Annotated in this window: 14 protein-coding genes, 3 tRNA genes and 2 pseudogenes; 7 read left to right on the top strand and 12 right to left on the bottom strand. The window is 70.1% G+C overall.

Translation table 11 applies throughout. The features are described from left to right. Positions 1-160: 160 nt before the first annotated feature. From AQI88_RS33835 to AQI88_RS33810, 6 genes and pseudogenes are all read right to left on the bottom strand, one after another. The gene (locus AQI88_RS33835; RefSeq protein ID WP_244184443.1) at positions 161-1,294 is read right to left on the bottom strand and encodes an IS630 family transposase; all 1,134 of its coding nucleotides are present in this window, start codon (positions 1,292-1,294) and stop codon (positions 161-163) included. Between the two features lie 83 nt (positions 1,295-1,377). Continuing rightward, positions 1,378-2,292, bottom strand: a pseudogene (locus AQI88_RS33830) (IS110 family transposase); the annotation flags it as partial. A 1,087-nt stretch (positions 2,293-3,379) separates the two neighbouring features. Then, entirely contained in the window at positions 3,380-3,628 is a 249-nt protein-coding gene (locus AQI88_RS33825; protein WP_159050457.1) for a hypothetical protein, read from the bottom strand. A 494-nt stretch (positions 3,629-4,122) separates the two neighbouring features. Beyond that, positions 4,123-4,196: transfer RNA gene (locus AQI88_RS33820), tRNA-Ile, on the bottom strand. A gap of 177 nt (positions 4,197-4,373) precedes the next feature. Further along, positions 4,374-4,446, bottom strand: a tRNA-Asn gene (locus tag AQI88_RS33815). A gap of 6 nt (positions 4,447-4,452) precedes the next feature. After that, positions 4,453-4,525, bottom strand: a tRNA-Asn gene (locus AQI88_RS33810). Between the two features lie 158 nt (positions 4,526-4,683). Between AQI88_RS33810 and AQI88_RS33805 the strand changes: the two genes are divergently transcribed. The 4 genes from AQI88_RS33805 to AQI88_RS33790 all read left to right on the top strand — a co-directional run bounded on the left by AQI88_RS33805 (position 4,684) and on the right by AQI88_RS33790 (position 10,399). Then, on the top strand, positions 4,684-4,989 hold the full coding sequence (locus AQI88_RS33805) for a hypothetical protein (protein ID WP_067006667.1): 306 nt from the start codon (positions 4,684-4,686) through the stop codon (positions 4,987-4,989). A 148-nt stretch (positions 4,990-5,137) separates the two neighbouring features. Next, complete coding sequence (locus AQI88_RS33800) at positions 5,138-6,595, top strand: xylulokinase (RefSeq protein WP_067006664.1); 1,458 nt, start codon at positions 5,138-5,140, stop codon at positions 6,593-6,595. Positions 6,596-6,737: 142 nt separating this feature from the next. After that, positions 6,738-8,471 carry an ABC transporter ATP-binding protein gene (locus AQI88_RS33795; protein WP_067006662.1) on the top strand — a complete coding sequence of 578 codons (1,734 nt, stop codon included), beginning with the start codon at positions 6,738-6,740 and terminating at the stop codon, positions 8,469-8,471. After that, on the top strand, positions 8,471-10,399 hold the full coding sequence (locus AQI88_RS33790; protein ID WP_067006659.1) for an ABC transporter ATP-binding protein: 1,929 nt from the start codon (positions 8,471-8,473) through the stop codon (positions 10,397-10,399). The genes AQI88_RS33795 and AQI88_RS33790 overlap by 1 nt, the downstream gene beginning before the upstream one ends. 47 nt (positions 10,400-10,446) lie before the next feature. Here AQI88_RS33790 and AQI88_RS33785 read toward each other — a convergent pair. The 5 genes and pseudogenes from AQI88_RS33785 to AQI88_RS33765 form a co-directional block, all read right to left on the bottom strand. After that, positions 10,447-11,689, bottom strand: a pseudogene (locus tag AQI88_RS33785) (RNA polymerase sigma factor). 185 nt (positions 11,690-11,874) lie between these two features. Then, positions 11,875-13,770 (bottom strand): DNA primase, encoded by a 1,896-nt coding sequence (dnaG, locus tag AQI88_RS33780; RefSeq protein WP_067006653.1) that lies wholly within the window; start codon positions 13,768-13,770, stop codon positions 11,875-11,877. A 47-nt stretch (positions 13,771-13,817) separates the two neighbouring features. Continuing rightward, positions 13,818-15,083, bottom strand: coding sequence for an NAD(P)/FAD-dependent oxidoreductase (locus AQI88_RS33775; protein ID WP_067006650.1), 1,266 nt, complete (start codon positions 15,081-15,083; stop codon positions 13,818-13,820). A 104-nt stretch (positions 15,084-15,187) separates the two neighbouring features. Then, entirely contained in the window at positions 15,188-16,465 is a 1,278-nt protein-coding gene (locus AQI88_RS33770) for a deoxyguanosinetriphosphate triphosphohydrolase (protein WP_067006648.1), read from the bottom strand. 173 nt (positions 16,466-16,638) lie between these two features. Beyond that, a complete protein-coding gene (locus AQI88_RS33765; RefSeq protein ID WP_079057977.1) occupies positions 16,639-17,505 on the bottom strand; it encodes a sirohydrochlorin chelatase in 867 nt (288 codons plus the stop codon). Positions 17,506-17,672: 167 nt separating this feature from the next. Between AQI88_RS33765 and AQI88_RS33760 the strand changes: the two genes are divergently transcribed. From AQI88_RS33760 to AQI88_RS33750, 3 genes are all read left to right on the top strand, one after another. After that, a complete protein-coding gene (locus AQI88_RS33760) occupies positions 17,673-18,350 on the top strand; it encodes a SanA/YdcF family protein (protein ID WP_067006709.1) in 678 nt (225 codons plus the stop codon). A gap of 103 nt (positions 18,351-18,453) precedes the next feature. Continuing rightward, positions 18,454-20,643, top strand: coding sequence for a molybdopterin oxidoreductase family protein (locus AQI88_RS33755; protein WP_067006645.1), 2,190 nt, complete (start codon positions 18,454-18,456; stop codon positions 20,641-20,643). 95 nt (positions 20,644-20,738) lie between these two features. Further along, positions 20,739-21,470, top strand: a complete 732-nt coding sequence (locus AQI88_RS33750) for an SDR family oxidoreductase (RefSeq protein ID WP_067006642.1) — start codon at positions 20,739-20,741, stop codon at positions 21,468-21,470. Positions 21,471-21,540: 70 nt separating this feature from the next. On the opposite strand, the gene AQI88_RS33745 is transcribed toward AQI88_RS33750, so the two are convergent. Beyond that, positions 21,541-22,653 carry a glycine amidinotransferase gene (locus AQI88_RS33745; protein ID WP_067006639.1) on the bottom strand — a complete coding sequence of 371 codons (1,113 nt, stop codon included), beginning with the start codon at positions 22,651-22,653 and terminating at the stop codon, positions 21,541-21,543. Positions 22,654-22,705 lie beyond the last annotated feature (52 nt).

Genomic DNA, 22,705 nt, shown 5'->3' with positions numbered 1-22,705 from the left:
TTAGGTGATCATCCGCCTCGGGGCAGTGCTGTGCCCGTCCCAGCGACGCGGATGCCGCCGACGGGGAGCCTTTTCACGCGATCGAACAGCGTCAGGCCTGGGAGCCGCAGTCCCGGGAGCCTATCTGCCGCGGGTGTGAACCACCGGGTGCTGCGCTGGCTCAGGCCACGTTCGCGCGGGTGACGACCGCGCGGAGGCGTTCGTCGGCAGCGTGCTTGTTCCGCCAGATGATGTAGCGGCGGATCATGCTGCCCTGCTCCTTGTGGCTGGTGTGGTCGGTGCCGTCCAGCGCGAAGTAGCGCAGGGCGGTGAACTGGGCCTCGATGCGGTTCAGCCAGGAGCTGTGAGTCGGCGTGTAGGCGAGCTCGACGTTGTGCGCCGCGGCCCAGTCGCCGACCCGTCTGTCCTTCTTCGTTGCCAGGTGCGGGGAGAAGTTGTCGAGCACGACCGCGATCCGGACGTGAGGCGGGTAGAGGCTGCGCAGGTAACGGCAGAACTCCAGGAACCTCGTGCGGTGCTTTCTCGGCTTGATATGCCCGTAGAGCCTGTCCTTGCCCAGGTCGTAGGCGGCGAACAGGTGCCGGACCCCGTGCGGGCGGGTGTAGGTCGCCCGTCGGCGGGGCCTCGGCTCCCGGCCGGGGTCCTTGTGCTGCCCTCCGCGCTCAGCCCACTGCCGCCCCGGGTGGGGCTGGAGGTTGAGCGGCCCGAACTCGTCCAGGCAGAAGACGACTTCGGGCTCGCCGTCGTCGGGTATGACCTCTCTGTCGACGATCGCGTAGAGGTGCTCGACCCTGGCCTTCTTGGCGGCGCAGTCGGGGTCGCGCGAGGTCTTCCATGTCTTTATGCGTTGAAAGGAGACGCCCTCCTCGCGGAGCAGGACCCGAAGGCCCTCGTGGCTGATGTCGACGACCACCCCCTCGGCGACCAGGAAGTCGGCCAGTTTGGCCAGGCTCCAGGTCGAGAACGGCAAGCCGTGCTCGATCGGCTTGGACTTGGCCATCTTCTTGATCTCCCGGCGCTCGGACAGCGTGAAGGTCCTCGGACGGCCGCCCTTGTACTTCGGGTAGAGCGAATCGAAGCCGTCCACGTTGAAGTTGTGGATCAAATCCCGGACCCGGTCCGCGCTGGTGAACGTCACCCCCGCGATCTTCGCCGCCGGCATGCCCTGCGCGGACAGCAACACCATCTGCGCGCGCCGCCATGTCACCACCGACCCAGTACCCCTGCGGACGATCCGCAGCAGCCGCTGCGCCTCATCGTCATGAATCTCTCGGACGCGTACCCGTTCTGCCACGCGCACAGCCTGGCGGCACCCCGCTGGCAGGACCAGCATCCGAACGGTACGTCACATCACAACAGTGCAAACGTTTGCTGATACGGCACTAGACCGGCGTAGGCGGCCAGGTGCCCTGCGGTGGCGAAGCCGCTGCCGTCACCGACGTCGATGAGGATGCGGGCTGCGGTCCTGACCCCGGCAAGAGGGTGGGCCTCCAGCAGCTCCTCAATCCTTACCGCAAGGGCTTTGCGCTGGTCAAGCACCGCGGTCAGTGAGCCGGCAAGGCTCGGGACGATCAAAGCGGCGGCGCCAGTGCCCGGGACGACGACGGTCTGCTCATCATGTGCGTCGAAGATGTCCGCGACGAACCGTTCGGCCATGCGTGGTGCCCTGGGCCTCAGCAGGGATACCAGCCGCCACCTCCCGGCCTTCCTCAACTGCACTGGTGAGCCGTGACGTTCAAGAAGGAACAGGACGGCTGGATGGTCCAGGCGAGGACCCAGGATCCGCTCGAGCGAGGGGTGGATCTGGGTGAGCAGGCCGCGCAGACGGTTCTTGGTGCGGGTGATCTCGCCGGCCAGGTCGTCGTCGAAGCCAACGAGCATGTTCAGCTCGGCGACGGCCTCGTCGTCCGCAGCGAGGCCGCGGAGCGTGTGTGGCATGGTGCGGGCAGCAGCGGCGATGATCGCCGCGTCCCGGGTGTCGGTCTTCGACTCACCTGGGTAGAGGTCGGCGATCCGGCGCATTGTCAGCCCCGGCAGATAGGCGACAGCACACCCTGAGTCCCGGGCCACGGCCAGCGGGAGAGCACCGATCGAGGCTGGCTGGTCCACCACAACCAGCACGTTGCCATACCTGGCCGGCAGCTTCTCGAACAGCTCACGCAGCCGCGGTTCACTGTTGGGCAGCGACTTGTCGAAAACCTTCTTGCCCGCCGGAGTCAGCGCGGTGCCGTGATGTTCGCCCTTGCCGACGTCCAGACCGAGATAGACGTCGATCTTGCCCTCGTGGCTCATGCCCCTCCCCAGCTGCCTCTTCCCTGGTCCCACTGCGGCATCAGCGTGCAGGCATCCACGTTACGAAGGCCTGCCCACACCCAGCACGGATACGAGCGATCATGCCCCTGATCAGCGGTCAGCCAATGCCTCCCGGCCCGGTGACACCACTTTGTCGATCATGATCGACAAGGGGCGCAAGTCATGCCGGACCTGGAGACCAGGTCCCCATTGCGGGGCCACGAAGAAGGTAACGGGGGCCACGTGTGCGTCGAAGCCGTGATCCTGGAGCAACTCGATCAGCCAGCCCCAGCCGAACGCCAGCCTCGAACGCCACCAGCGTGGCCGCCGGACGATCCCCGATTACCCCCAGGACGACCTCCCGACCATTGGGCACGTTCCTGGTTCACCGCCGTACCGGCCGCCCTCGTCCACCACCGCGATCTTCGACCAGCGCGCCTGCATCGCGGGCCTCCGACACCGGCCATCTCCCCCACCGGACCGAAAGGGGAAGCCCCAGCCCTCATCGAGCCAGGTCAGGATTTTGGTGAGGCGGGCGACACTCACCCAGGAGCCTCCTCCCCCGATGCCGGACGGAAGGGCCGTGAGCCGCCGCGGGTGCCGGTGAAGAAGGCCTGCTCTGACGGACTTGGTCAAGCGTGTCACCAGCGCAGGCTGGTAGAGGGTATAGGCGGACAACTCTGTCTCGACGACGGCCGAACGCGATTCAGGCGACGCCGACAGTCTGGGCCGCCAGTACGGGTCGTTTTCCCACACGCTGCGAAAGGGGTGCGGCGCCACCCCCACGCTCCATGCCTCCCCGACATCCCCGTCCTGGGTCACATCAGCGTCGCCCAGCCACCCACAGAACGTGGCCTCGTAGGCAGCCCCTCCCAATACCGGCGGCCTCAAGGCGGCATCAACTTCACCTTCCGCCCCTCGTTCAGGCCGCTGCTGCGGCTCGCTCACACCAAGGTCCGCCCCATTCGCGCAGTTCAGGGCAGTACGAACTACCGCCGGTGCAGAAACCGTTGAACTCGCGAGCAGCGGATTCAGTCCGTTGGCCCAAAGTCCCGATTCCGAATGCCTGCTGTGACGTTTCCGCAGGTCACAGGCCTGCCCAGTGGGGCGGGTGGGCCTCGACCCACGGCCGACGAATCATGAGGGTGATCAGGGCGATACGGTGCGGCGGGAGCTTGTGCCACCGCGAGCCGATCTTCTTCAGGCGGGCCGGGATCAGGTTTGTGACCACGTCCGGGGTGACGCTCGACAGCGGCAGGCGGCACTGGTGGACAAGCGGGTCCGGGCCCTCGGCGACAGAGGAGTTTGCACGGGCCGTCGGCAGTGTGCGCCGCACACTCTTCGGGCACTCCCGGGACGCGCGGCCTTGCCGTGCGACACCCGCAAGTACGCAGACCTCCATGTCCATGATCCATAAGACGAGTCCCGCCAGCGCCCACGGCACTGCGGGAGGCGTCGCCGCGTTGCCGGACGGGAAGGGTCACGGCCACGGACCCCCGAAGGCTCCAGGCCTGCCTGTTCGAGGTCATAGCGCGACCGCCCAGGGCAGTCACAGCCAGCCTGGGGCCGGCCGAGGTGGCCCCACAGGCAGCCTTCAGCAGGACCTACGTCCTCACAGCGTCCCCAATCGCGCCTCCGGGCCCTCGTTGAGGCCGCCGGCACGGCCCGCTCACACCACGATCGGGAGGCATTCACGCAGGTCAGCGCATCGTCAAACCACCGTAGGTGGAGGCACCGTTGAACTCACGAGCAGCGGATTCAGTCCGTTGAGCCAAAGTCCTGAATCCGCGCCCCTGCTGAGACGTTTCCGCAGGTCACAGACCTGCACGGTGGGGCGGGTGGGACTCGAACCCACGGCCGACGGATTATGAGTCCGCTGCTCTAACCGGCTGAGCTACCGCCCCATAGCGGCGTGTCGCGTACAAGTGTGCGCGCCGTCTGCCGCAGCATAGCCGCTCATACGATCTCCTGCTTCGGATGGTCGGCTTCTGCGCTGCTTCCTGACCTTGAGGACTTCGCCGCGCCCACGATGGTTCCCGCGGACATGAAAAAGGACCCCAGCGGGGTCCTCGTTCAGCGTGCTCCCCCGACTGGACTCGAACCAGTAACCTGCCGGTTAACAGCCGGCTGCTCTGCCAATTGAGCTACGGAGGACCGAAGCTCCCCCGACTGGACTCGAACCAGTAACCTGCCGGTTAACAGCCGGCTGCTCTGCCAATTGAGCTACGGAGGAACGCCTCGTTGCATCGAACGTACCTACCTGGGTATTCGCCAGGGGGCGGTCGCTCGCTGCGACACATACATTAGCGCAAGCAGGGGGGTGCTCCGCCAATCGGTATCCCCTCGCACCGACGCCGCACCAGAGACCTAGGCAAGGGAAGGGTGGCAGCCATGCGCTACCGGCTCACGTTCGTCGCCGGACTGGCCCTCGGTTACGTACTCGGCACGAGGGCCGGACGCGAGCGCTACGAGCAGCTGAAGAAGTCCGCTCGGCAGATCGCGCAGAACCCCGCTGTCCGCAACACCGCCGAGACGGCCGCCCAGCAGGGCCGCGTCTACGCCGGCAAGGCCTTCCACACGGTCAGCGACAAGGTCGGCGACCGGGTCCCGGAGTCCGTGGCCCAACGAGTCCGCTCCCTGCGCGAGCGCACCGTCAACGGCACCCCCGAGGACGACTGGGGCACCAGCAACACGTAGCGGTACTTCTTCAGCGCCGGGCACCGGAACCCTGAGGGACGCGGGGAACTGCGCGACCAGCCACCACGCACCCGCACTCGACGAAGCACAGCCACCCCCACGGCGCCCACGGCCAAAGCAAGCGCCGCGATACGGCAGAATTTTGGTCATGGGGATAGTCGCCGGGTTGGACAGCTCGCCCGATTTCACGCGCATCGTGGTCTGTGACGCGGACACGGGTGCCGTGCTCCGCCAGGGGTACGCCCCGCATCCGGTCGAGACGCCGGAAGGCGGCGGCGGACGGCCCAGCGACGTGGACCCGCAGGCCTGGCTGCTGTCCCTGGGCGAGGCCGCGGGGGGCGGCCTGCTGGAGGGTGTGCAGGCCATCGGCGTGTCCTCGCAGCAGAACGCGCTGATCCCGCTGGACGCGCAGGGCAACACCGTGCGTCCGGCGCTGGTCGGCGGCGACAAGCGGGCGCAGGTCGCGGCGGCCGACCTGGTCGACGCGCTCGGCGGCAAGGAGGCCTGGGCCCAGGCGGTCGGCTGCGTCCCGCAGGCCGCGCAGCCCGTGACCAAGCTGCGCTGGCTCGCGAAGAACGAGCCGGAGAACGCGCTGCGGACGGCCGTGCTGCTCCAGGCCCACGACTGGCTGGTGTGGCAGCTGCTCGGGCGGCCGGTCAGAAGGACCACGGACCGCGGCGGGGCCTCCGGCACCGGGTACTGGTCCGCCGCCACCGGTGGCTACCGGCCCGACCTGGTCGAGCTGGCGCTCGGCCACCAGGCGATGCTGCCCGAGGTGATCGGCCCGTCGGACGCGGCCGGTACGACCCCGGAGGGGCTGCTGATCTCCGCCGGGACCGGGGAGACCATGGCCGCCGCGTTCGGGCTCGGGATCGGGCTCGGGGATGCCGTGGTGTCGCTCGGGGCCTCCGGGTCCGTGATGGCCGTGCACCCGGAGGCGCTCGCCGATCAGGCCGGGATGATCACCTCCCTTGCCGACGCCACCGGTATGCATCTGCCGGTCGTCACCACCCTCAACGCCGTACGCACGCTGCGTGGCACCGCCGAACTCCTCGGCCTGTCGGATCTGGAGAGCCTGTCCGACCTGGCGATGAAGTCGACGCCGGGGGCCCATGGGCTGGTCCTCCTCCCCTATCTGGAGGGGGAGCGGACGCCGAATCTGCCGCACACCGCGGGGACGCTCGCCGGGCTGCGGCGCGAGTCGATGAAGCCGGAACATCTGGCGCGGGCCGCGTTCGAGGGCATGCTGTGCGGGCTCGCCGACGCGCTGGACGTGCTGCGCGGGCGGGGCGTGGACGTGCGGCGGATCTTCCTGCTCGGGCCGGCCGCCGAGCTGCCCGCCGTGCAGGCAGCGGCGCCCTCGCTGTTCGGCGCGCAGGTCGTCGTACCGCAGCCCGCCGACTACGCGGCGATCGGCGCGGCCCGGCAGGCCGCCTGGGCGCTCGGCGTGTCGCAGGGCACACTCGACCCGCGCACCCCGCCGGCCTGGCAGGGTGCGGCCGCGCAGGTTCTGGACCCGGGTGACGAGCTGGCGGTGGGCCAGGCCGTGCGGCAGCAGTTCGTGTCCGTGCGGGAGCAGACCCACCCGGGGGCGTTTCGGGTGTGAGGCGTAGGGCTGTGGACCGAGGCCCGGCCGGTCCTTTGGCCGCTGTTGGCTTAATCAGTTGAGGTAACGCGGGTGGAGTGTCCGACGATAGGGGCCAAGGGCATACCGACCGGCCCCCACCGCCGACTCCGAGAGACACAGCGTGCTCATACGACTTCTGCGGACCTATCTCAGGCCCTACAAGAAATCCATAGCCGTGCTGGTGCTGCTGCAGTTCCTGCAGACCTGCGCCACCCTCTACCTGCCCACACTGAACGCGCACATCATCGACAAAGGCGTCGTGAAGGGTGACACGGGTTACATCCTGTCCTTCGGCGGCCTGATGATCGGCATCTCGCTGGTGCAGGTCGTGTGCAACATCGGTGCCGTGTACTACGGCGCCCGGACCGCCTCCGCGCTCGGCCGGGACCTGCGCGGCGCCGTCTTCGACCGGGTGCAGTCCTTCTCCGCCCGTGAGGTGGGTCACTTCGGGGCACCCTCGCTCATCACTCGTACGACGAACGACGTACAGCAGGTCCAGATGCTGGCCCTGATGACGTTCACGCTGATGGTGTCGGCGCCCATCATGTGCGTCGGCGGGATCGTGCTGGCGCTCGGCCTCGATGTGCCGCTGTCCGGGGTGCTGGTCGCGGTGGTGCCGGTGCTCGGCATCTCCGTGACGCTGATCGTGCGCCGGCTGCGGCCGCTGTTCAGGTCCATGCAGGTCCGCCTCGACACGGTGAACCGGGTGCTGCGCGAGCAGATCACCGGCAACCGGGTGATCCGCGCCTTCGTCCGGGACGAGTACGAGCAGGGCCGGTTCGGAAAGGCGAACGGCGACCTGACCGAGATGCAGCTGGCCACCGGCCGGATGCTCGCGCTGATGTTCCCGATCGTCATGACGGTGGTGAACGTGTCGTCGATCGCGGTGGTGTGGTTCGGCGCGCACCGCATCGACAGCGGCGGGATGCAGATCGGCGACCTGACGGCGTTCCTCGCCTATCTGATGCAGATCGTCATGTCCGTGATGATGGCCACCTTCATGTTCATGATGGTGCCGCGCGCGGAGGTGTGCGCCGAGCGCATCGAGGAGGTCCTGGGGACCGACTCGAGCGTGGTGCCGCCGCTCGCGCCGGTCACCGAGCTGCGCCGGCACGGACATCTGGAGATCCGGGGCGCGGGCTTCCGCTATCCGGGTGCCGAGGAGCCGGTGCTGAAGGCCATCGACCTGACGGCCCGGCCGGGCGAGACGACCGCCGTGATCGGCTCGACCGGAAGCGGCAAGTCGACGCTGCTCGGGCTGGTCCCGCGGCTGTTCGACGCCACCGAGGGCGAGGTGCTGGTCGACGGCGTGGACGTCCAGGAGGTCGACCCGAGACTGCTCGCGAAGACCGTCGGACTCGTGCCGCAGAAGCCGTACCTGTTCGCCGGGACCGTCGCGACCAATCTGCGCTACGGCAATCCGGACGCCACCGACGAGGAGCTGTGGCACGCGCTGGAGGTGGCGCAGGCCAAGGACTTCGTGCAGAAGCTGGAGGGCGGGCTGAACGCGCCGATCGCGCAGGGCGGCACCAACGTCTCCGGCGGCCAGCGGCAGCGGCTCGCCATCGCCCGCACGCTGGTCCAGCGCCCGGAGATCTACCTCTTCGACGACTCCTTCTCCGCGCTCGACTACGCCACCGACGCGGCGCTGCGCACGGCGCTCGGCCAGGAGACCGCCGAGGCGACCGTCGTCATCGTCGCCCAGCGGGTGGCGACCATCCGGGACGCCGACCGGATCGTCGTCCTGGACGAGGGCCGGGTGGTCGGCTCCGGCCGGCACCACGAGCTGATGGCAGCCAATGAGACATACCGGGAGATCGTGCTCTCCCAGCTGACGGAAGCGGAGGCTGCCTGATGGCCGGGCCCATGGGACGCATGATGGCCGGGGGCGGCCCCGACCAGCGCTCGATGGACTTCAAGGGATCGGGCAAGCGGCTCATCGCCCAGTTCAAGCCCGAACGGGTCACCCTCTACGGCCTGCTGCTGTGCGTGGTCGTCAGCGTGGCCCTCACCGTGATCGGCCCGAAGATCCTCGGCAAGGCCACCGACCTGGTCTTCGCCGGCATCATCGGCAAGCAGATGCCGGCCGGGGCCACCAAGGAGCAGGTGCTCCGGTCGATGCACGACCGCGGCCAGGGCCAGATCGCGGACATGCTGAAGAGCACCGACTTCACCCCCGGCCAGGGCATCGACTTCGGGGCCGTGGGGAACGTGCTGCTGCTCGCGCTCGGCACCTTCCTGGTCGCCGGTCTGCTGATGGCGGTCGCCACCCGGCTGGTCAACCGGGCCGTGAACCGCACGATGTACCGGATGCGCGAGGACGTGCAGGCGAAGCTGTCGCGGCTGCCGCTGTCGTACTTCGACAAGCGCCAGCGCGGCGAGGTGCTCTCCCGGGCGACCAACGACATCGACAACATCGGGCAGACGCTCCAGCAGTCGATGGGCCAGCTGATCAACTCGGTGCTGACCATCATCGGCGTGCTCGTGATGATGTTCTACGTCTCCTGGATCCTCGCGCTGGTCGCGCTGGTGACCGTGCCGCTGTCGTTCGTCATCGCCACCCGGGTCGGCAAGCGGTCGCAGCCGCACTTCGTGCAGCAGTGGCGCTCCACCGGCAAGCTGAACGCGCACGTCGAGGAGATGTACACCGGGCACACCCTGGTGAAGGTGTTCGGCCGGCAGGAGGAGTCGGCCAAGCAGTTCGCCGAGCAGAACGAGGCGCTGTACGAGGCCGGGTTCAAGGCGCAGTTCAACAGCGGTGTGATGCAGCCGCTGATGATGTTCGTGTCGAACCTGAACTACGTGCTGGTGGCCGTGGTCGGCGGGCTGCGGGTCGCCTCCGGCGCCCTGTCCATCGGCGATGTGCAGGCCTTCATCCAGTACTCGCGGCAGTTCTCGATGCCGCTGACGCAGGTCGCGTCGATGGCGAACCTGGTGCAGTCGGGCGTCGCCTCGGCCGAGCGGATCTTCGAACTCCTGGACGCGGAGGAGCAGGAGGCGGATCCGGTGCCGGGCGAGCGGCCGGCCGAGCTGCGCGGGCGGGTGCGCCTTGAGCACGTGTCCTTCCGGTACGAGCCGGAGAAGCCGCTGATCGAGGACCTGTCGCTGACGGTGGAGCCCGGGCAGACGGTGGCGATCGTCGGCCCGACCGGGGCGGGCAAGACCACGCTGGTCAACCTGCTGATGCGGTTCTACGACGTGTCCGGCGGGCACATCGCCCTCGACGGCGTGGACATCCGGAAGATGTCGAGGGACGAACTGCGGGCCGGGATCGGCATGGTGCTCCAGGACACCTGGCTGTTCGGCGGGTCCATCGCGGACAACATCGCGTACGGGGCCTCGCGCGAGGTCACCCGGGGCGAGATCGAGGAGGCGGCACGGGCGGCCCACGCGGACCGGTTCGTCCGTACCCTGCCCGAGGGGTACGACACCGTGATCGACGACGAGGGTACGGGGGTCAGCGCGGGTGAGAAGCAGCTCATCACCATCGCGCGGGCGTTCCTGTCCGACCCGACGATCCTGGTGCTGGACGAGGCGACCAGCTCCGTCGACACCCGCACCGAGGTGCTGATCCAGAAGGCGATGGCCAAACTCGCCGACGGGCGGACGTCGTTCGTCATCGCGCACCGGCTCTCCACCATCCGGGACGCGGACACGATCCTGGTGATGGAGAACGGCTCGATCGTCGAGCAGGGCGCGCACGCCGAGCTTTTGACGGCCGACGGGGCGTACGCCCGGCTGTACAAGGCACAGTTCGCGCAGGCTGTGGCCGAGGTGGACTGACCCTTGGGGGACCTTGGGGGGTCGCTCACGTCAGGTGAGCGACCCCTTCAGTCCAGATATCCCCGCAACTGGTCCGCGAAGGCGTGGTCCCTGAGTTTGTTCAGGGTCTTCGACTCGATCTGGCGTATCCGTTCCCGGGTCACGCCGAACAGACGCCCTATCTCCTCCAAGGTGCGCGGGCGGCCGTCGTCCAGCCCGTAACGGAGCTGGACGACCTTTCGCTCGCGTTCGCCGAGGGTGGAGAGCACGGCCTCCAGGTGCTCCCGCAGCAGCAGGAACGCGGCCGACTCGACGGGGCTCGTGGCGTCGCCGTCCTCGATGAGGTCGCCGAGGGCCACGTCGTCCTCCTCGCCGACCGGGGCGTGCAGGGACACCGGCTCCTGGGCGAGTCTCAGCACCTCGGAGACCCGCTCGGGCGCCAGTTCGAGGTGGGCGGCGACCTCTTCGGGCGTCGGCTCGTAGCCGCGTTCCTGGAGCATGCGGCGCTGGACGCGCACGACCCGGTTGATGAGTTCCACGACGTGCACGGGGACGCGGATGGTGCGGGCCTGGTCGGCCAGGGCGCGGGACATGGCCTGCCGGATCCACCAGGTGGCGTAGGTGGAGAACTTGTAGCCGCGGGCGTAGTCGAACTTCTCCACCGCCCGGATGAGCCCGAGGTTGCCTTCCTGGACCAGGTCGAGCATGGTCAGGCCGCGGCCGACGTACCGCTTGGCGACGGACACGACGAGCCGCAGGTTGGCCTCGATGAGGCGGCGCTTGGCCATCCGGCCCAGGACGACGAGCCGGTCCAGGTCGAGCGCGAGCCGACTGTCCAGGTCCGGGGCGGTGCTCAGCTTCTCCTCGGCGAACAACCCGGCCTCCACCCGGCGGGCGAGTTCGACCTCCTCGGCCGCGGTGAGCAGCGGGATGCGGCCGATCTCGCGCAGGTACTGGCGGAACAGGTCCGAGGAAGGACTGCCGGTCTCGGCCCGGGCGGCGACCGGGACCTCGACGGGCTCGGCGGCTTCCTCCGGCGCGTCGGGCTCGTCCGGTTCCTCCGTGAGCGCCTCGGCGGGCGGCTCCGCCGGTTCGCCGGCCGCCTCGTGGTGTGCCTCCGGGGTCCCCTCCGCGGGCGCTTCCGGGGTCGTCTCCGGATGGCGGAGGGCACGGCTCTGCGGGGGCACGGCCACGAGGACTTCGCTCTCGGCGTCCGCCTCGTCGGCGGTGGTGCTGCTGTCGTTCTGCGTGAGGGTCTGGGTCTGCACGGGGGCGACCTCCAGGATGATCGCTGCTCAAGGTGTGCGGCAGCGGTACTTCGGGGGCGGAGAGTCGACGGTCTGCGCTCCTGGGGCCTGGCTGGCAGTTCCCAGGGACTCGGGCACCGCACCCAGTGTGGGGGAAGACACATCCTCGCCACGAGGGGCGTGCGGTGACTTTTTGCATCCGGTCCGTGACCGGCTGGTGACCAGGACCGGAAATCCCCGGTACGGAACTCAGAGCGCGGCGGCGCCGTTCGTCTTCAGAGCCTGGTCGTACTGCTGGAGGACCCACAGTTCGTTGCGCACGGCAGCCAGCTGGGCCGGATCGCCGCCGACTTCCAGGCGTTTGACCGTGCCCTGGATTTCCTGGATGCGTCGCTCCACAGCGCGTCGACGGACGGTCACCAGCTGTTCGCCCGCGTAGTTCTCGTCCACCGTCCTGCGCATGATCGCCTCGACCGCGAGCTCGGTGACCATCGCGCGGACCGTGTCGTCGGGGGCCGCCTCGCGGACGCGGACCAGGTACTCCTGGGCGTCCTGCATGCCGTACTCCGCGCCGCCCGCGTCCAGGACGGCCTGGCGTACGGCGGCGTAGGGGGCGGCGGTGAACTCGTCCACGCCGTAGGCGTCGAAGGCCGGGGAGACCAGCTCGGGGCGCTGGAGGGCGAGTTTGAGGAGTTCGCGCTCGGTGGCGTAGACGGGGTTGCGGAGCTGGAGCGCGGGGCCGGACGTGGCGGGCCGGGGCGCGGCCTCGTACGACTGCGAGCCGGTGGGGGCGGGGCCCTTGCCGCCGCGCTCGCGGGCCCAGCGGGCCAGCTGGGCCACCCGCTTGACCACGAACTGGGTGTCGAGGATGCCGAGCATCCCGGCCAGCTCGACGGCGACCTCGTGCTGGGCGCCGCTGTTCTTGATGCGGGCGACGATCGGGGCGGCCTCGTCCAGGGCGGCCGCGCGGCCGGCGGGGGTGTCCAGGTCGTAGCGGTCGACGATCTGGCGCAGCGCGAACTCGAAGAGCGGGGTGCGGGGCTCGGCCAGGTCGGCGACGGCCTCGTCGCCCTTGGCCAGGCGCAGCTCGCAGGGGTCCATGCCGTCCGGGGCGATGGCGATGTACGTCTCGGCGGCGAACTTCTGGTCGTCCTCGAAGGCGCGCAGGGCCGCCTTCTGGCCGGCCGCGTCGCCGTCGAAGGTGAAGATCACGCGGGCCGAGCCGTTGTCCATGAGGAGGCGGCGCAGGATCCTGATGTGCTCGCCGCCGAAGGCCGTACCGCAGGTCGCGATGGCCGTGGTGACACCGGCGAGGTGGCAGGCCATGACGTCCGTGTAGCCCTCGACGACGACGGCCCGGCTGCTCTTGGCGATGTGCGGCTTGGCGAGGTCGATGCCGTAGAGGACCTGGCTCTTCTTGTAGATCGCCGTCTCGGGGGTGTTCAGGTACTTCGGGCCGTTGTCCGCCTCGTAGAGCTTGCGGGCGCCGAAGCCGACGACCTCGCCGCTGATGTCCCGGATGGGCCACATCAGCCGGCCCCGGAACCGGTCGATGGGACCGCGGCGGCCCTCCTGGGACAGCCCGGAGAGGATCAGCTCCTTGTCGGTGAAGCCCTTGCCGCGCAGGTAGCGGGTGAGGTGGTCCCAGCCCTGGGGGCTGTAGCCGACGCCGAAGTGGACGGCGGCGGCCTGGTCGAAGCCGCGCTCGGCGAGGAAGATCCGGCCGGTCTCGGCCTCGGGGCCGGTGGCGAGCTGCTCGGCGTACCACTGGGCGGCGATCTTGTGGGCCTCGACCAGGCGGATGCGCTCGCCGCGCTGGTGGGCGGGGTTGTACCCGCCCTCCTCGTACCGCAGGGTGATGCCGGCCTGGGCGGCCAGCCGCTCGACCGCCTCCGAGAAGGAGAGGTGATCCACCTTCATGACGAAGGTGATGGTGTCGCCGCCCTCCTGGCAGCCGAAGCAGTGGAAGAGTCCCTTGCTCGGGCTGACCTGGAAGGACGGCGACTTCTCGTCGTGGAAGGGGCACAGCCCCTTGAGATTGCCGCCACCGGCGTTGCGCAGCTGGAGGTACTCGGAGACCACGGCGTCGATCGGAACCGCGTCCCGAACCGCCTTCACGTCCTCGTCGTTGATCCGTCCTGCCACGAGGTGATTCTACGGGGGTGGTGTGACAGTGCCGGTTCCCGGAGAGGTCAGGAGGCCAGGCTGTCGAGGGGTACGTGCGGGTCCGCGAGCGCTTCGGTGTTCACCCGGACCCCGGAGCGGATGAGGTTCTGGATCGGTTCTGTGACGTCCCACACATTCACGTTCATCCCGGCCAGCACCCTCCCCTCCTTCACCCAGAACGCGATGAACTCCCGCTTGCCCGCATCGCCCCGGATCACCACCTCGTCGTACGACCCCGGGGGCGCCCACCCGCTGTACTCCATGCCCAGGTCGTACTGGTCGGTGAAGAAGTAGGGCACGCGGTCGTAGGTGAGGTCCCTGCCGAGCATCGCGCGGGCCGCCGCCGGGCCGCCGTTCAGGGCGTTCGCCCAGTGCTCCACCCTCAGGCGCGTGTCGAAGAGGGCGAGCGGGAAGGAGGCGACGTCGCCGGCCGCGTGGATGTCGGGATCGGAGGTGCGCAGCCGCTCGTCGACCGCGATGCCGCCGCCGTGCGCCCGGTCGGCGATCTCCAGGCCCGCCGCCTCCGCCAGGCCGGTGCGGGGGGCCGCGCCGATGGCCGCGAGGACGGCGTGCGCCGGGTGCTCCTCGCCGTCGTCGGTGCGCACCGCGAGGACCATGCCGTCCTGGCCGACGATCTCGGTGAGCCGGACGCCGAAGTGGAAGCGGACGCCGTGCCCGCGGTGCAGCTCGGCGAAGACGTTGCCGAGCTCGGGGCCGAGGACGCTGTGCAGCGGGGTCGGCAGCGGCTCGATGACGGTGACCTCGGCGCCGTACTCGCGGGCCGCGGCCGCGACCTCCAGGCCGATCCAGCCGGCGCCCGCGATCACCAGGTGGCCGTTGTCGCGGCCGAGGGAGGCGAGGACGCCCTTGAGGCGCTCGGCGTGGGCGAGGCGGCGCAGGTGGTGGACGCCCGCCAGGCCGGTGCCGGGGATGTCCAGGCGGCGGGGCTCGGCGCCGGTGGCCAGCAGCAGCTTGTCGTAGCGGACGAGGGTGCCGTCGTCGCCGAAGCGGACGGTCTTCGCGGTGCGGTCGATCCGGTCGACGGTCTGGCCGAGGTGCAGCTCGACGTCGTTTCGCGCGTACCAGGCGGGCTCGTGCACGAAGACGCTGTCGCGCTCCTCCTTGCCGAGCAGGTAGCCCTTGGACAGCGGCGGGCGCTCGTAGGGGTGGTCGCGCTCGTCACAGATCAGTATCACCCGGCCGCTGAAGCCCTCGGCACGGAGCGTCTCGGCCGCTTTCGCGCCGGCGAGACCGCCTCCGACGATGACGAATGTCTGATCCGCGTCGACCACTTGATGCCTCCTCGTAAGGGTGCCGCCACAAGCGAGCGTCCCGCACGCAACGTGCTGCGGGAAGAGGGAGTGACCCGATCAGGCCACCCCGGGTCACGTTCCCTTCACATATGCCCCGTCAGTCTCGCGTGCAGCGAGCGGGCGGAGGCGTCGGTCAGCGAGGCGATCTGGTCGACGATCACCCGCTTGCGCGCGTGGTCGTCGGGCGCCGCGTCGAACAGCGCCCGGAACTGCGGGTCCAGACCGTCCGGCGCGCGGGCGGTGAGCGCCTCGGCCAGCTCGGCGACGACCACCCGCTGGTCGGCGCGCAGCCGCTCCTGCTCGGCGCGCTGCATGACATACCGGTCGGCGACCGCCTTGAGCACCGCGCACTCCAGGCGGGTCTCCTCGGGTACGACGAGTTCGGCGTCGTAGCGGGTGAGCCGGCCGCCGCCGTACGCGGCGCGGGTGGCGCTCTCGGCGGCCAGGCAGAACCGGCCGATGAGCTGGCTGGTGGCGTCCTTGAGGCGGGCCTGGGCGACCGCCGTGCCGTCGTAGCCGTGCGGCCACCACACCTGGTCCTGGAGTCGGTCCAGGGCGGCGGCGAGTTCGGCCGGGTCGGTGTCCGCGGGGACGTACCGGCCGATGGCCACCTCGAACACGGCTTGCCGCTCGGGTTCGGCGTGCAGGCAGTTGGGGTCGATGTGGCCGGCGTGCAGGCCGTCCTCGACGTCGTGCACCGAGTAGGCCACGTCGTCCGACCAGTCCATGACCTGCGCCTCGAAGCAGGTGCGGGTGCCGGGGGCGGTCTTGCGGACCCAGTCGAACACCGGGCGGTCGTCCTCGTACACACCGAACTTCGGGGACGCCGGGTCGGCGGGGTGGGCGCCGCGCGGCCAGGGGTACTTGGTGGCGGCGTCGAGGGCGGCGCGGGTGAGGTTCAGGCCGACGGAGCCTTCGGGGGTGAAGCGCTTGGGCTCGATGCGGGTGAGGAGTCTGAGGGACTGGGCGTTGCCCTCGAAGCCACCGCAGTCGTCGGCGAACTCGTTCAGGGCGGCTTCGCCGTTGTGGCCGAAGGGCGGGTGGCCGAGGTCGTGGGAGAGGCAGGCCGCTTCCACCAGGTCGGGGTCGCAGCCGAGGGCTGCGCCCAGCTCTCGGCCGACTTGGGCGCACTCCAAGGAGTGGGTGAGGCGGGTGCGGGGGCTGGCGTCCCATGCGTGGGCGCTGCGCTCGCCGGGCGTGACGACCTGGGTCTTGCCTGCGAGGCGGCGCAGTGCCGCGGAGTGGAGGATGCGGGCGCGGTCTCTCTGGAAGGCTGTGCGGCCTGGGCGTTTGTCGGGTTCAGGAGCCCAGCGGTCGACTGACGTCGGGTCGTAGGCGTTCGGGGGTGCGGTGCCTTCCATGATTCGACAGTAAGCGTCGGCAGTGACAATCGGGGGGTGCGGGGCGCCTAATCGTCTGCCGAGTTGGGTTGTGGGGCGCGTGCGGGTGCATGGTGGCTGGTCGCGCCCACGCGGCGGAGCCGCATGCCGAACACAGCCCCGCGCACCCGAAGGGGTTTCCGTCACCCCTTGTTTCAAGCTGAAGCCAGTTCCACTTCTGTTCTCGCCTGGGTCTGGTCGTAGCGGTGGAGGATCAGACGGGCCATGGCCGGGTGGGCGCCCAGGGGAGCCGCGGCGATCCAGGGAGCCTGGTCCGCGCACTGGGTCGCGAAGCGGCCCGGGGCCGTGAAGTACGAGGCGATCGCCACTCTGTCGCGGCCGCGCGCTGCCAGTGCGCGCAACGCCGTCGCGACCGTCGGTGTCGCCGCCGAGGCGTACGCCGGGACCACCGGAACACCCAGGCGGGCGGCCAGGAGGCGGGCCGTGCGGCGGGTGTCCGTGGCCGAGTCGGGGTCGCGGGAGCCCGCTGCCGCGAGGACGACGGCGCTGGTGCGGCGGGTGGTGTCGTCCGTGGGGGTGCTCCAGCCGGCCTCGGTCAGGCGGGCGTGCAGGGCCTCCGCGAGGAGCGGGTGGGGGCCGAGCGGAGCGGCCACGCGCGCGCGTGCGGGCGATGCGGCGGCCATCTCGGGGATGTCCTGTTTGACGTGGTACCCGCGACCGAGGAGCAGCGGGACCAGGACGGCGGGGGTGTCGCCGAGGGCGGCGAGGGTGTCGGGGAGCAGGGGCTCGTTCAGCTCGATGTGGCCCAGGTGGAGGGGCAGGGAGGGGCGCAGCTGCCGTACCCGGTCCATCAGGGTCCGTACGGTGTTCAGTGCGCGCGGGTCACGGCTGCCGTGGGCCACCAGGACGAGGGCGGGCGGGGCGGGCGGGCGGCGGCGGCCGCTGAGCGAGACGAGCCGGAGCCGGCCGGCGAGCTCGCCGCTGATGCTGTTCATGAGGTGCGCCGCCGTGCTGTCGTGGTGGATGCGGGACTCGTCACGAGAAGGGTTCGACGCCGTCATGCAAGGATCCTGACGGCCGGAGGTTGCGCCGCCGTTGCGGGGCCGTCACGGGTATTTTCCGTGGGTTCACGTCGCACGGATGCTCGATGTGAGGCGAACCGGATCGGCGTCCCCCGCGTCCTCCATGGTCGGAACCGAACCACCGGAACCGGACCATGGGGGACCGCATGAAGATCCGTCGACCGCGACTGCCGCGCACCCGTGGCGGGCAGCGGCGGCTGGTGCAGGCCGTGATGGCCGGGTGTGTGCTGGCGCTGCTGCCGGTCACCTGGCTGTTCGTGTCGACGGCGGACCGGCTGCGGACGACGGCGGACGCCCCGCGCACGGAGGTCGCCGTCGTCTTCGGGGCCGGGCTGTGGGACGGGGAGCCGTCGCCCTATCTCGCGCACCGGCTGGACGCGGCGGCGAAGCTGTACCGGGCGGGCAAAATCAAGGTGGTGCTCGTCACCGGGGACAACAGCCGCAAGGACTACGACGAGCCGGACGCGATGCGCACCTACCTGACGAAGCACGGGGTGCCGGATGCCCGGATCGTCAGCGACTATGCCGGTTTCGACACCTGGGACTCCTGTGTGCGGGCCCGGAAGATCTTCGGGGTGGACCGGGCGGTGCTGATCAGCCAGGGCTTCCACATCCGGCGGGCGGTGGCGCTGTGCGAGGCCGCGGGGGTGGAGTCGTACGGGGTCGGGGTGGACGCGAAACACGATGTGACCTGGTACTACGGCGGCACGCGCGAGGTGTTCGCGGCGGGCAAGGCGGTGCTGGACGCGGTGTTCCGGCCGGATCCCACGTTCCTCGGGCCGAAGGAGCACGGAGTGGCGCGGGCCCTGGCCGAGGGGCGCTGACCGCCGCCTCACGGCAACCGGGCGGCGGCGGGGAGGTCGGCTTCCCGACCGTGTAACAAGGAGCCGTCCCGGGCCGTAACACGCCCGAAGCACGCTGGTCCGCATGGAGACCACCTCGACGCCCACCCACTGCCCGTACTGCGCCTTGCAGTGCGGGATGAACATCACGCCCCTGCCGCAGGGGGGCGTCGAGGTGACCGAGCGGCCGGACTTCCCGGTGAACCGGGGCGCGCTGTGCGGCAAGGGGCGTACGGCCCCGGAGGTGCTGTCCTCGGCGGTGCGGCTGACCTCGCCGCTGGTGCGGTCGGGCGGCCGGCTGGTGCCCGCCTCCTGGGAGGAGGCCCTGGGCCGGATCGCCGAGCGGCTCGGGCGGACGCGGGAGCAGTACGGTCCCGACGCGCTGGGGGTGTTCGGCGGGGGCGGGCTGACGAACGAGAAGGCGTACACGCTCGGGAAGTTCGCACGGGTGGTGCTGGGCACCTCGCAGATCGACTACAACGGCCGCTTCTGCATGTCGTCGGCGGCGGCCGCCGGCACGAAGGCGTTCGGTCTGGACCGGGGGCTGCCGTTCCCGCTGGAGGACATCCCGCGGACCGGGTGCGTGATCCTCGTCGGCTCGAACCTCGCCGAGACCATGCCGCCGTCGCTGCGCTTCTTCAGCGAGCTGCGGGAGAACGGCGGCACGTTGATCGTCGTGGACCCGCGCCGCACGAAGACCGCCGAGCAGGCGGACCTGCATCTGGCACCCCGCCCGGGCACCGATCTGGCGCTCGCGCTGGGCCTGTTGCACCTGGTGGTGGCCGAGGGCCGTACCGACGAGGACTACATCAGGGAGCGCACGGCCGGCTGGGAGGAGGCCCGGGCGGCGGCGATGGGGCACTGGCCGGAGTACGTGGAGCGGATCACGGGGGTGTCCGTTCCGCAGTTGCGGGAGGCGGTACGGCTGTTCTGCGAGCCGGAGGCCGCGATGGTGCTCACCGCGCGCGGGCCCGAGCAGCAGTCCAAGGGGACGGACACGGTGGGCGCGTGGATCAACCTGTGCCTGGCGACCGGCCGCGCGGGCCGTCCGCTGTCCGGGTACGGCTGTCTGACCGGGCAGGGCAACGGGCAGGGCGGGCGCGAACACGGCCAGAAGGCCGACCAGTTGCCCGGCTACCGCAAGCTGGACGACCCGGCGGCGCGGCGGCACGTGGCCGAGGTGTGGGGTGTGGACCCGGACAGCCTTCCCGGTCCGGGACGCAGCGCGTACGAGCTGCTGGACGCGCTCGGCACGGACATCCGCTCGCTGCTGCTGATGGGGTCCAACCCGGTGGTGTCGGCGCCGCGCGCGGCCCACATCGAGGAGCGGCTGCGCTCGCTGGACTTCCTGGCCGTGTGCGATGTCGTCCTGTCGGAGACGGCGGAGCTGGCGGACGTCGTGCTGCCGGTCACCCAGTGGGCCGAGGAGACGGGGACGACGACCAGCCTGGAGGGCAGGGTCCTGCTGCGCCGACAGGCGATCAGCCCGCCGGCGGGCATCCACAGTGACCTGTACGTCCTCCACGACCTGGCCGCCCGGCTGGGGGTGGAGAAGGGCTTCCCGACCGACCCCGAGGAGGTCTTCGAGGAGCTGCGCCGGGCGAGCGCGGGCGGCCCGGCGGACTACTCGGGGATCACCTACCGGCGGCTGGCGCAGGAGAACGGGGTGTTCTGGCCCTGCCCGGCCACCACCGGTGTGACGGACGAGGACGGCGAGGACGGCGAGGACGGCGAGGACACGGTGCTCGACGGCCTGCCCGACGATCCGGCCCGGGACGCCGAGACCGCCGTACCCGCCGTGCCCTCCGTGCACCCGGGAACCCCGCGCCTCTTCCTCGACCGTTTCGCCACCGGTGACGGGCGCGCGCGGTTCGTCGCCGTGGCGCATCGGGCGAGCGGGGAGGAGCCGGATGCCGAGTATCCGCTGCTGCTGACGACCGGCCGGGTGGTGGCGCAGTACCAGTCGGGGGCGCAGACGCGGCGGGTGGCGGAGCTGAACGCGGCCGCGCCGGGCCCGTTCGTGGAGCTGCACCCGCGCCTCGCGGCCCGGCTCGGGGCAGCCGAGGGCGACCCGCTGGCGGTGGTCTCCCGACGAGGCCGGGCGGTGGCCCCCGCCCGCATCACCACTGGCATCCGCCCCGACACCGTCTTCATGCCCTTCCACTGGCCGGGCGAGGGCCGCGCCAACACCCTCACCAACCCGGCCCTGGACCCGACTTCGCGGATGCCGGAGTTCAAGGTGTGCGCGGTGCGGGTGGAGGCGGCGGAGTCGTAGGAGGGTCGCCCGGTGACCGGGCGACATGCTCGACGGTGTCCAATGGCGGGAAGAGACCTGGCGAGCGGCCCGGCGACGGGCACAGAATCCTCTGCATGCCTCCTTCCCTGACCGGCAAGGCAGCAGTGGTGACCGGCGGCTCGCGGGGCATCGGGAGGGCGGTGGTGCGCGCGCTCGCCGGGGCCGGTGCCGGTGTGGTCGTCAACTGGGTCGACGACGGGTGCGCCGCCGAGGCGGTCGTGAACGAGGTCGTGTCGGCCGGCGGCAGGGCCGTGGCCGTGCGCGCGGACGTCGCGCAGGAGGCAGCGGTGCGGCGGCTGTTCGACGAGGCGGAGGCCGCCTTCGGTGCCGTGGACATCGTGGTCGCGAATGCTGCGGTGGTGGTCACCAAGCCCTTGACCGACAGCACGGAGGACGACTTCGACCTGGTCTTCGGCACCAACGCCAAGGGCGTCTTCCTCACCCTGCGCGAGGCCGGCCTCCGGCTCCCGGACGGCGGGCGGATCGTCGCCGTGTCGACGGTGGGCACTCGGCTCTACCTGCCCAACACCCCGCTCTATCTGGGCAGCAAGGGCGCGGTGGAGCAGTTCGTCCGCTCGCTGTCCCGGCAGCTCGGGCCGCGTGCGATCACGGTGAACGCCGTCTCGCCCGGGTTCACCGAAACGGCGCTCTTCCCGGAGCATGACCGGGCCTGGGCCTCGGGCCTCGCCTCGCTCGGCCGGGTCGGCACCCCCGCGGAGGTCGCCGAGGCCGTCGTCTGGCTCGCCGGTCCGTCGGCCTCGTGGGTGACCGGGCAGAACATCGGCGCCTGCGGAGGAGTCGGGTGAGGACACGGCGCAGGAAAGGCACGGACGGCCGGCGTCCGTGCCTTTCGGTGTCGGCGCGACGGGACGCCGGTCAGCCGAAGTAGTCCTCGGCCTGCCCGGCCCGCACGGTGTCGAGGGTGAAGCAGTGGAATCCTCCGCCGAACAGGCGCCGGTGCCGGTGGCGCACCGGGGCGACCGTGAAGCCGTTCTCCTCCAGGACCTTGATGAGTTCAGGGAACAGCGAGTTGGCGATGACCGTGTTCTCGTCCACCGACAGGACGTTCATGTCGATGTACCGGGTGGTGAGGATCATGTCGTCGTCCTCGTACTGCGGGAATATGTGGTCGGTCGGCTCCGGCGGGTAGATCCGGTCCCATGACTTGAGCGGATCCGGCAGTCTCTCGGCCACCTCGGGATTCCGCACCAGCAGGGTTCCGGGGCGCAGCGGAAGTACGAGACTGTCGATGTGGTTGTCCGAGAAGCGGTACATGACGTGGAAGCGGAACTTGCCTTCAAGATGACGTTCCAGCCAGCGCACCGCCAGCGCGTGATTCTCCGTCGCGACATTCACGATCACGTCCCGGCCGAAACGGACGCACTGTGCCGCGTCCAGCAGCATCTCGAACCCGACGTCGAATTCCGAGGGCTCCGGGTCGGAGATCTCCTGAAGCGCGGGAGCATGCTGACCATTGACATACGAAATGTCGAACGACTTGTCCGTCATCACCGGGCGCGGCATGGTCGTCCATTTGGCACCCTGGGCGAAGTACCGGTAGAACACGGGTTTCAGGAGATCATTCTCGAAGTACCTGGCGCGCACCTGGGGCGGTGTTTCGATGATCTCGTCCCCGAAGACGATGGCCTGATCCCGCACGTTGAGCGCGGGTACACAACTGGCCTGCCAGTACGGCGTGCGGAAGTCGACGGACCGCGTGAGGGTCGTCGGCCGGTGCACCTTCACGGACAGGCTCTCCAGCGCTGTGACCAGCTCTTCCACATCCTCGTTGAGCTCGTCCACATACCGTTTCTTCAGCTCTTGGCGCCCGGAGACCGGAGTTCCGTACGAGGGGTAGTAGAAGGCGCCGGCCACGTCGTGGAAGAAGAGCTTGAAGGAGAGCTCCACTTCGTGGGCGTCATAGCGGACTCCGGAGCCCACGATGACCTCTTTCAGGGGCGACCATTCGTCGTAGCTGTGCACGGACATACCGGATCAGCCCTTCTTGACGGGTGAAGTGTGCCACTCAACGAGTGAACAC

The organism is Streptomyces cellostaticus (assembly GCF_001513965.1).
GTDB classification, from domain to species: domain Bacteria; phylum Actinomycetota; class Actinomycetes; order Streptomycetales; family Streptomycetaceae; genus Streptomyces; species Streptomyces cellostaticus.
This window is presented reverse-complemented; position numbering and strand designations above follow the sequence as displayed.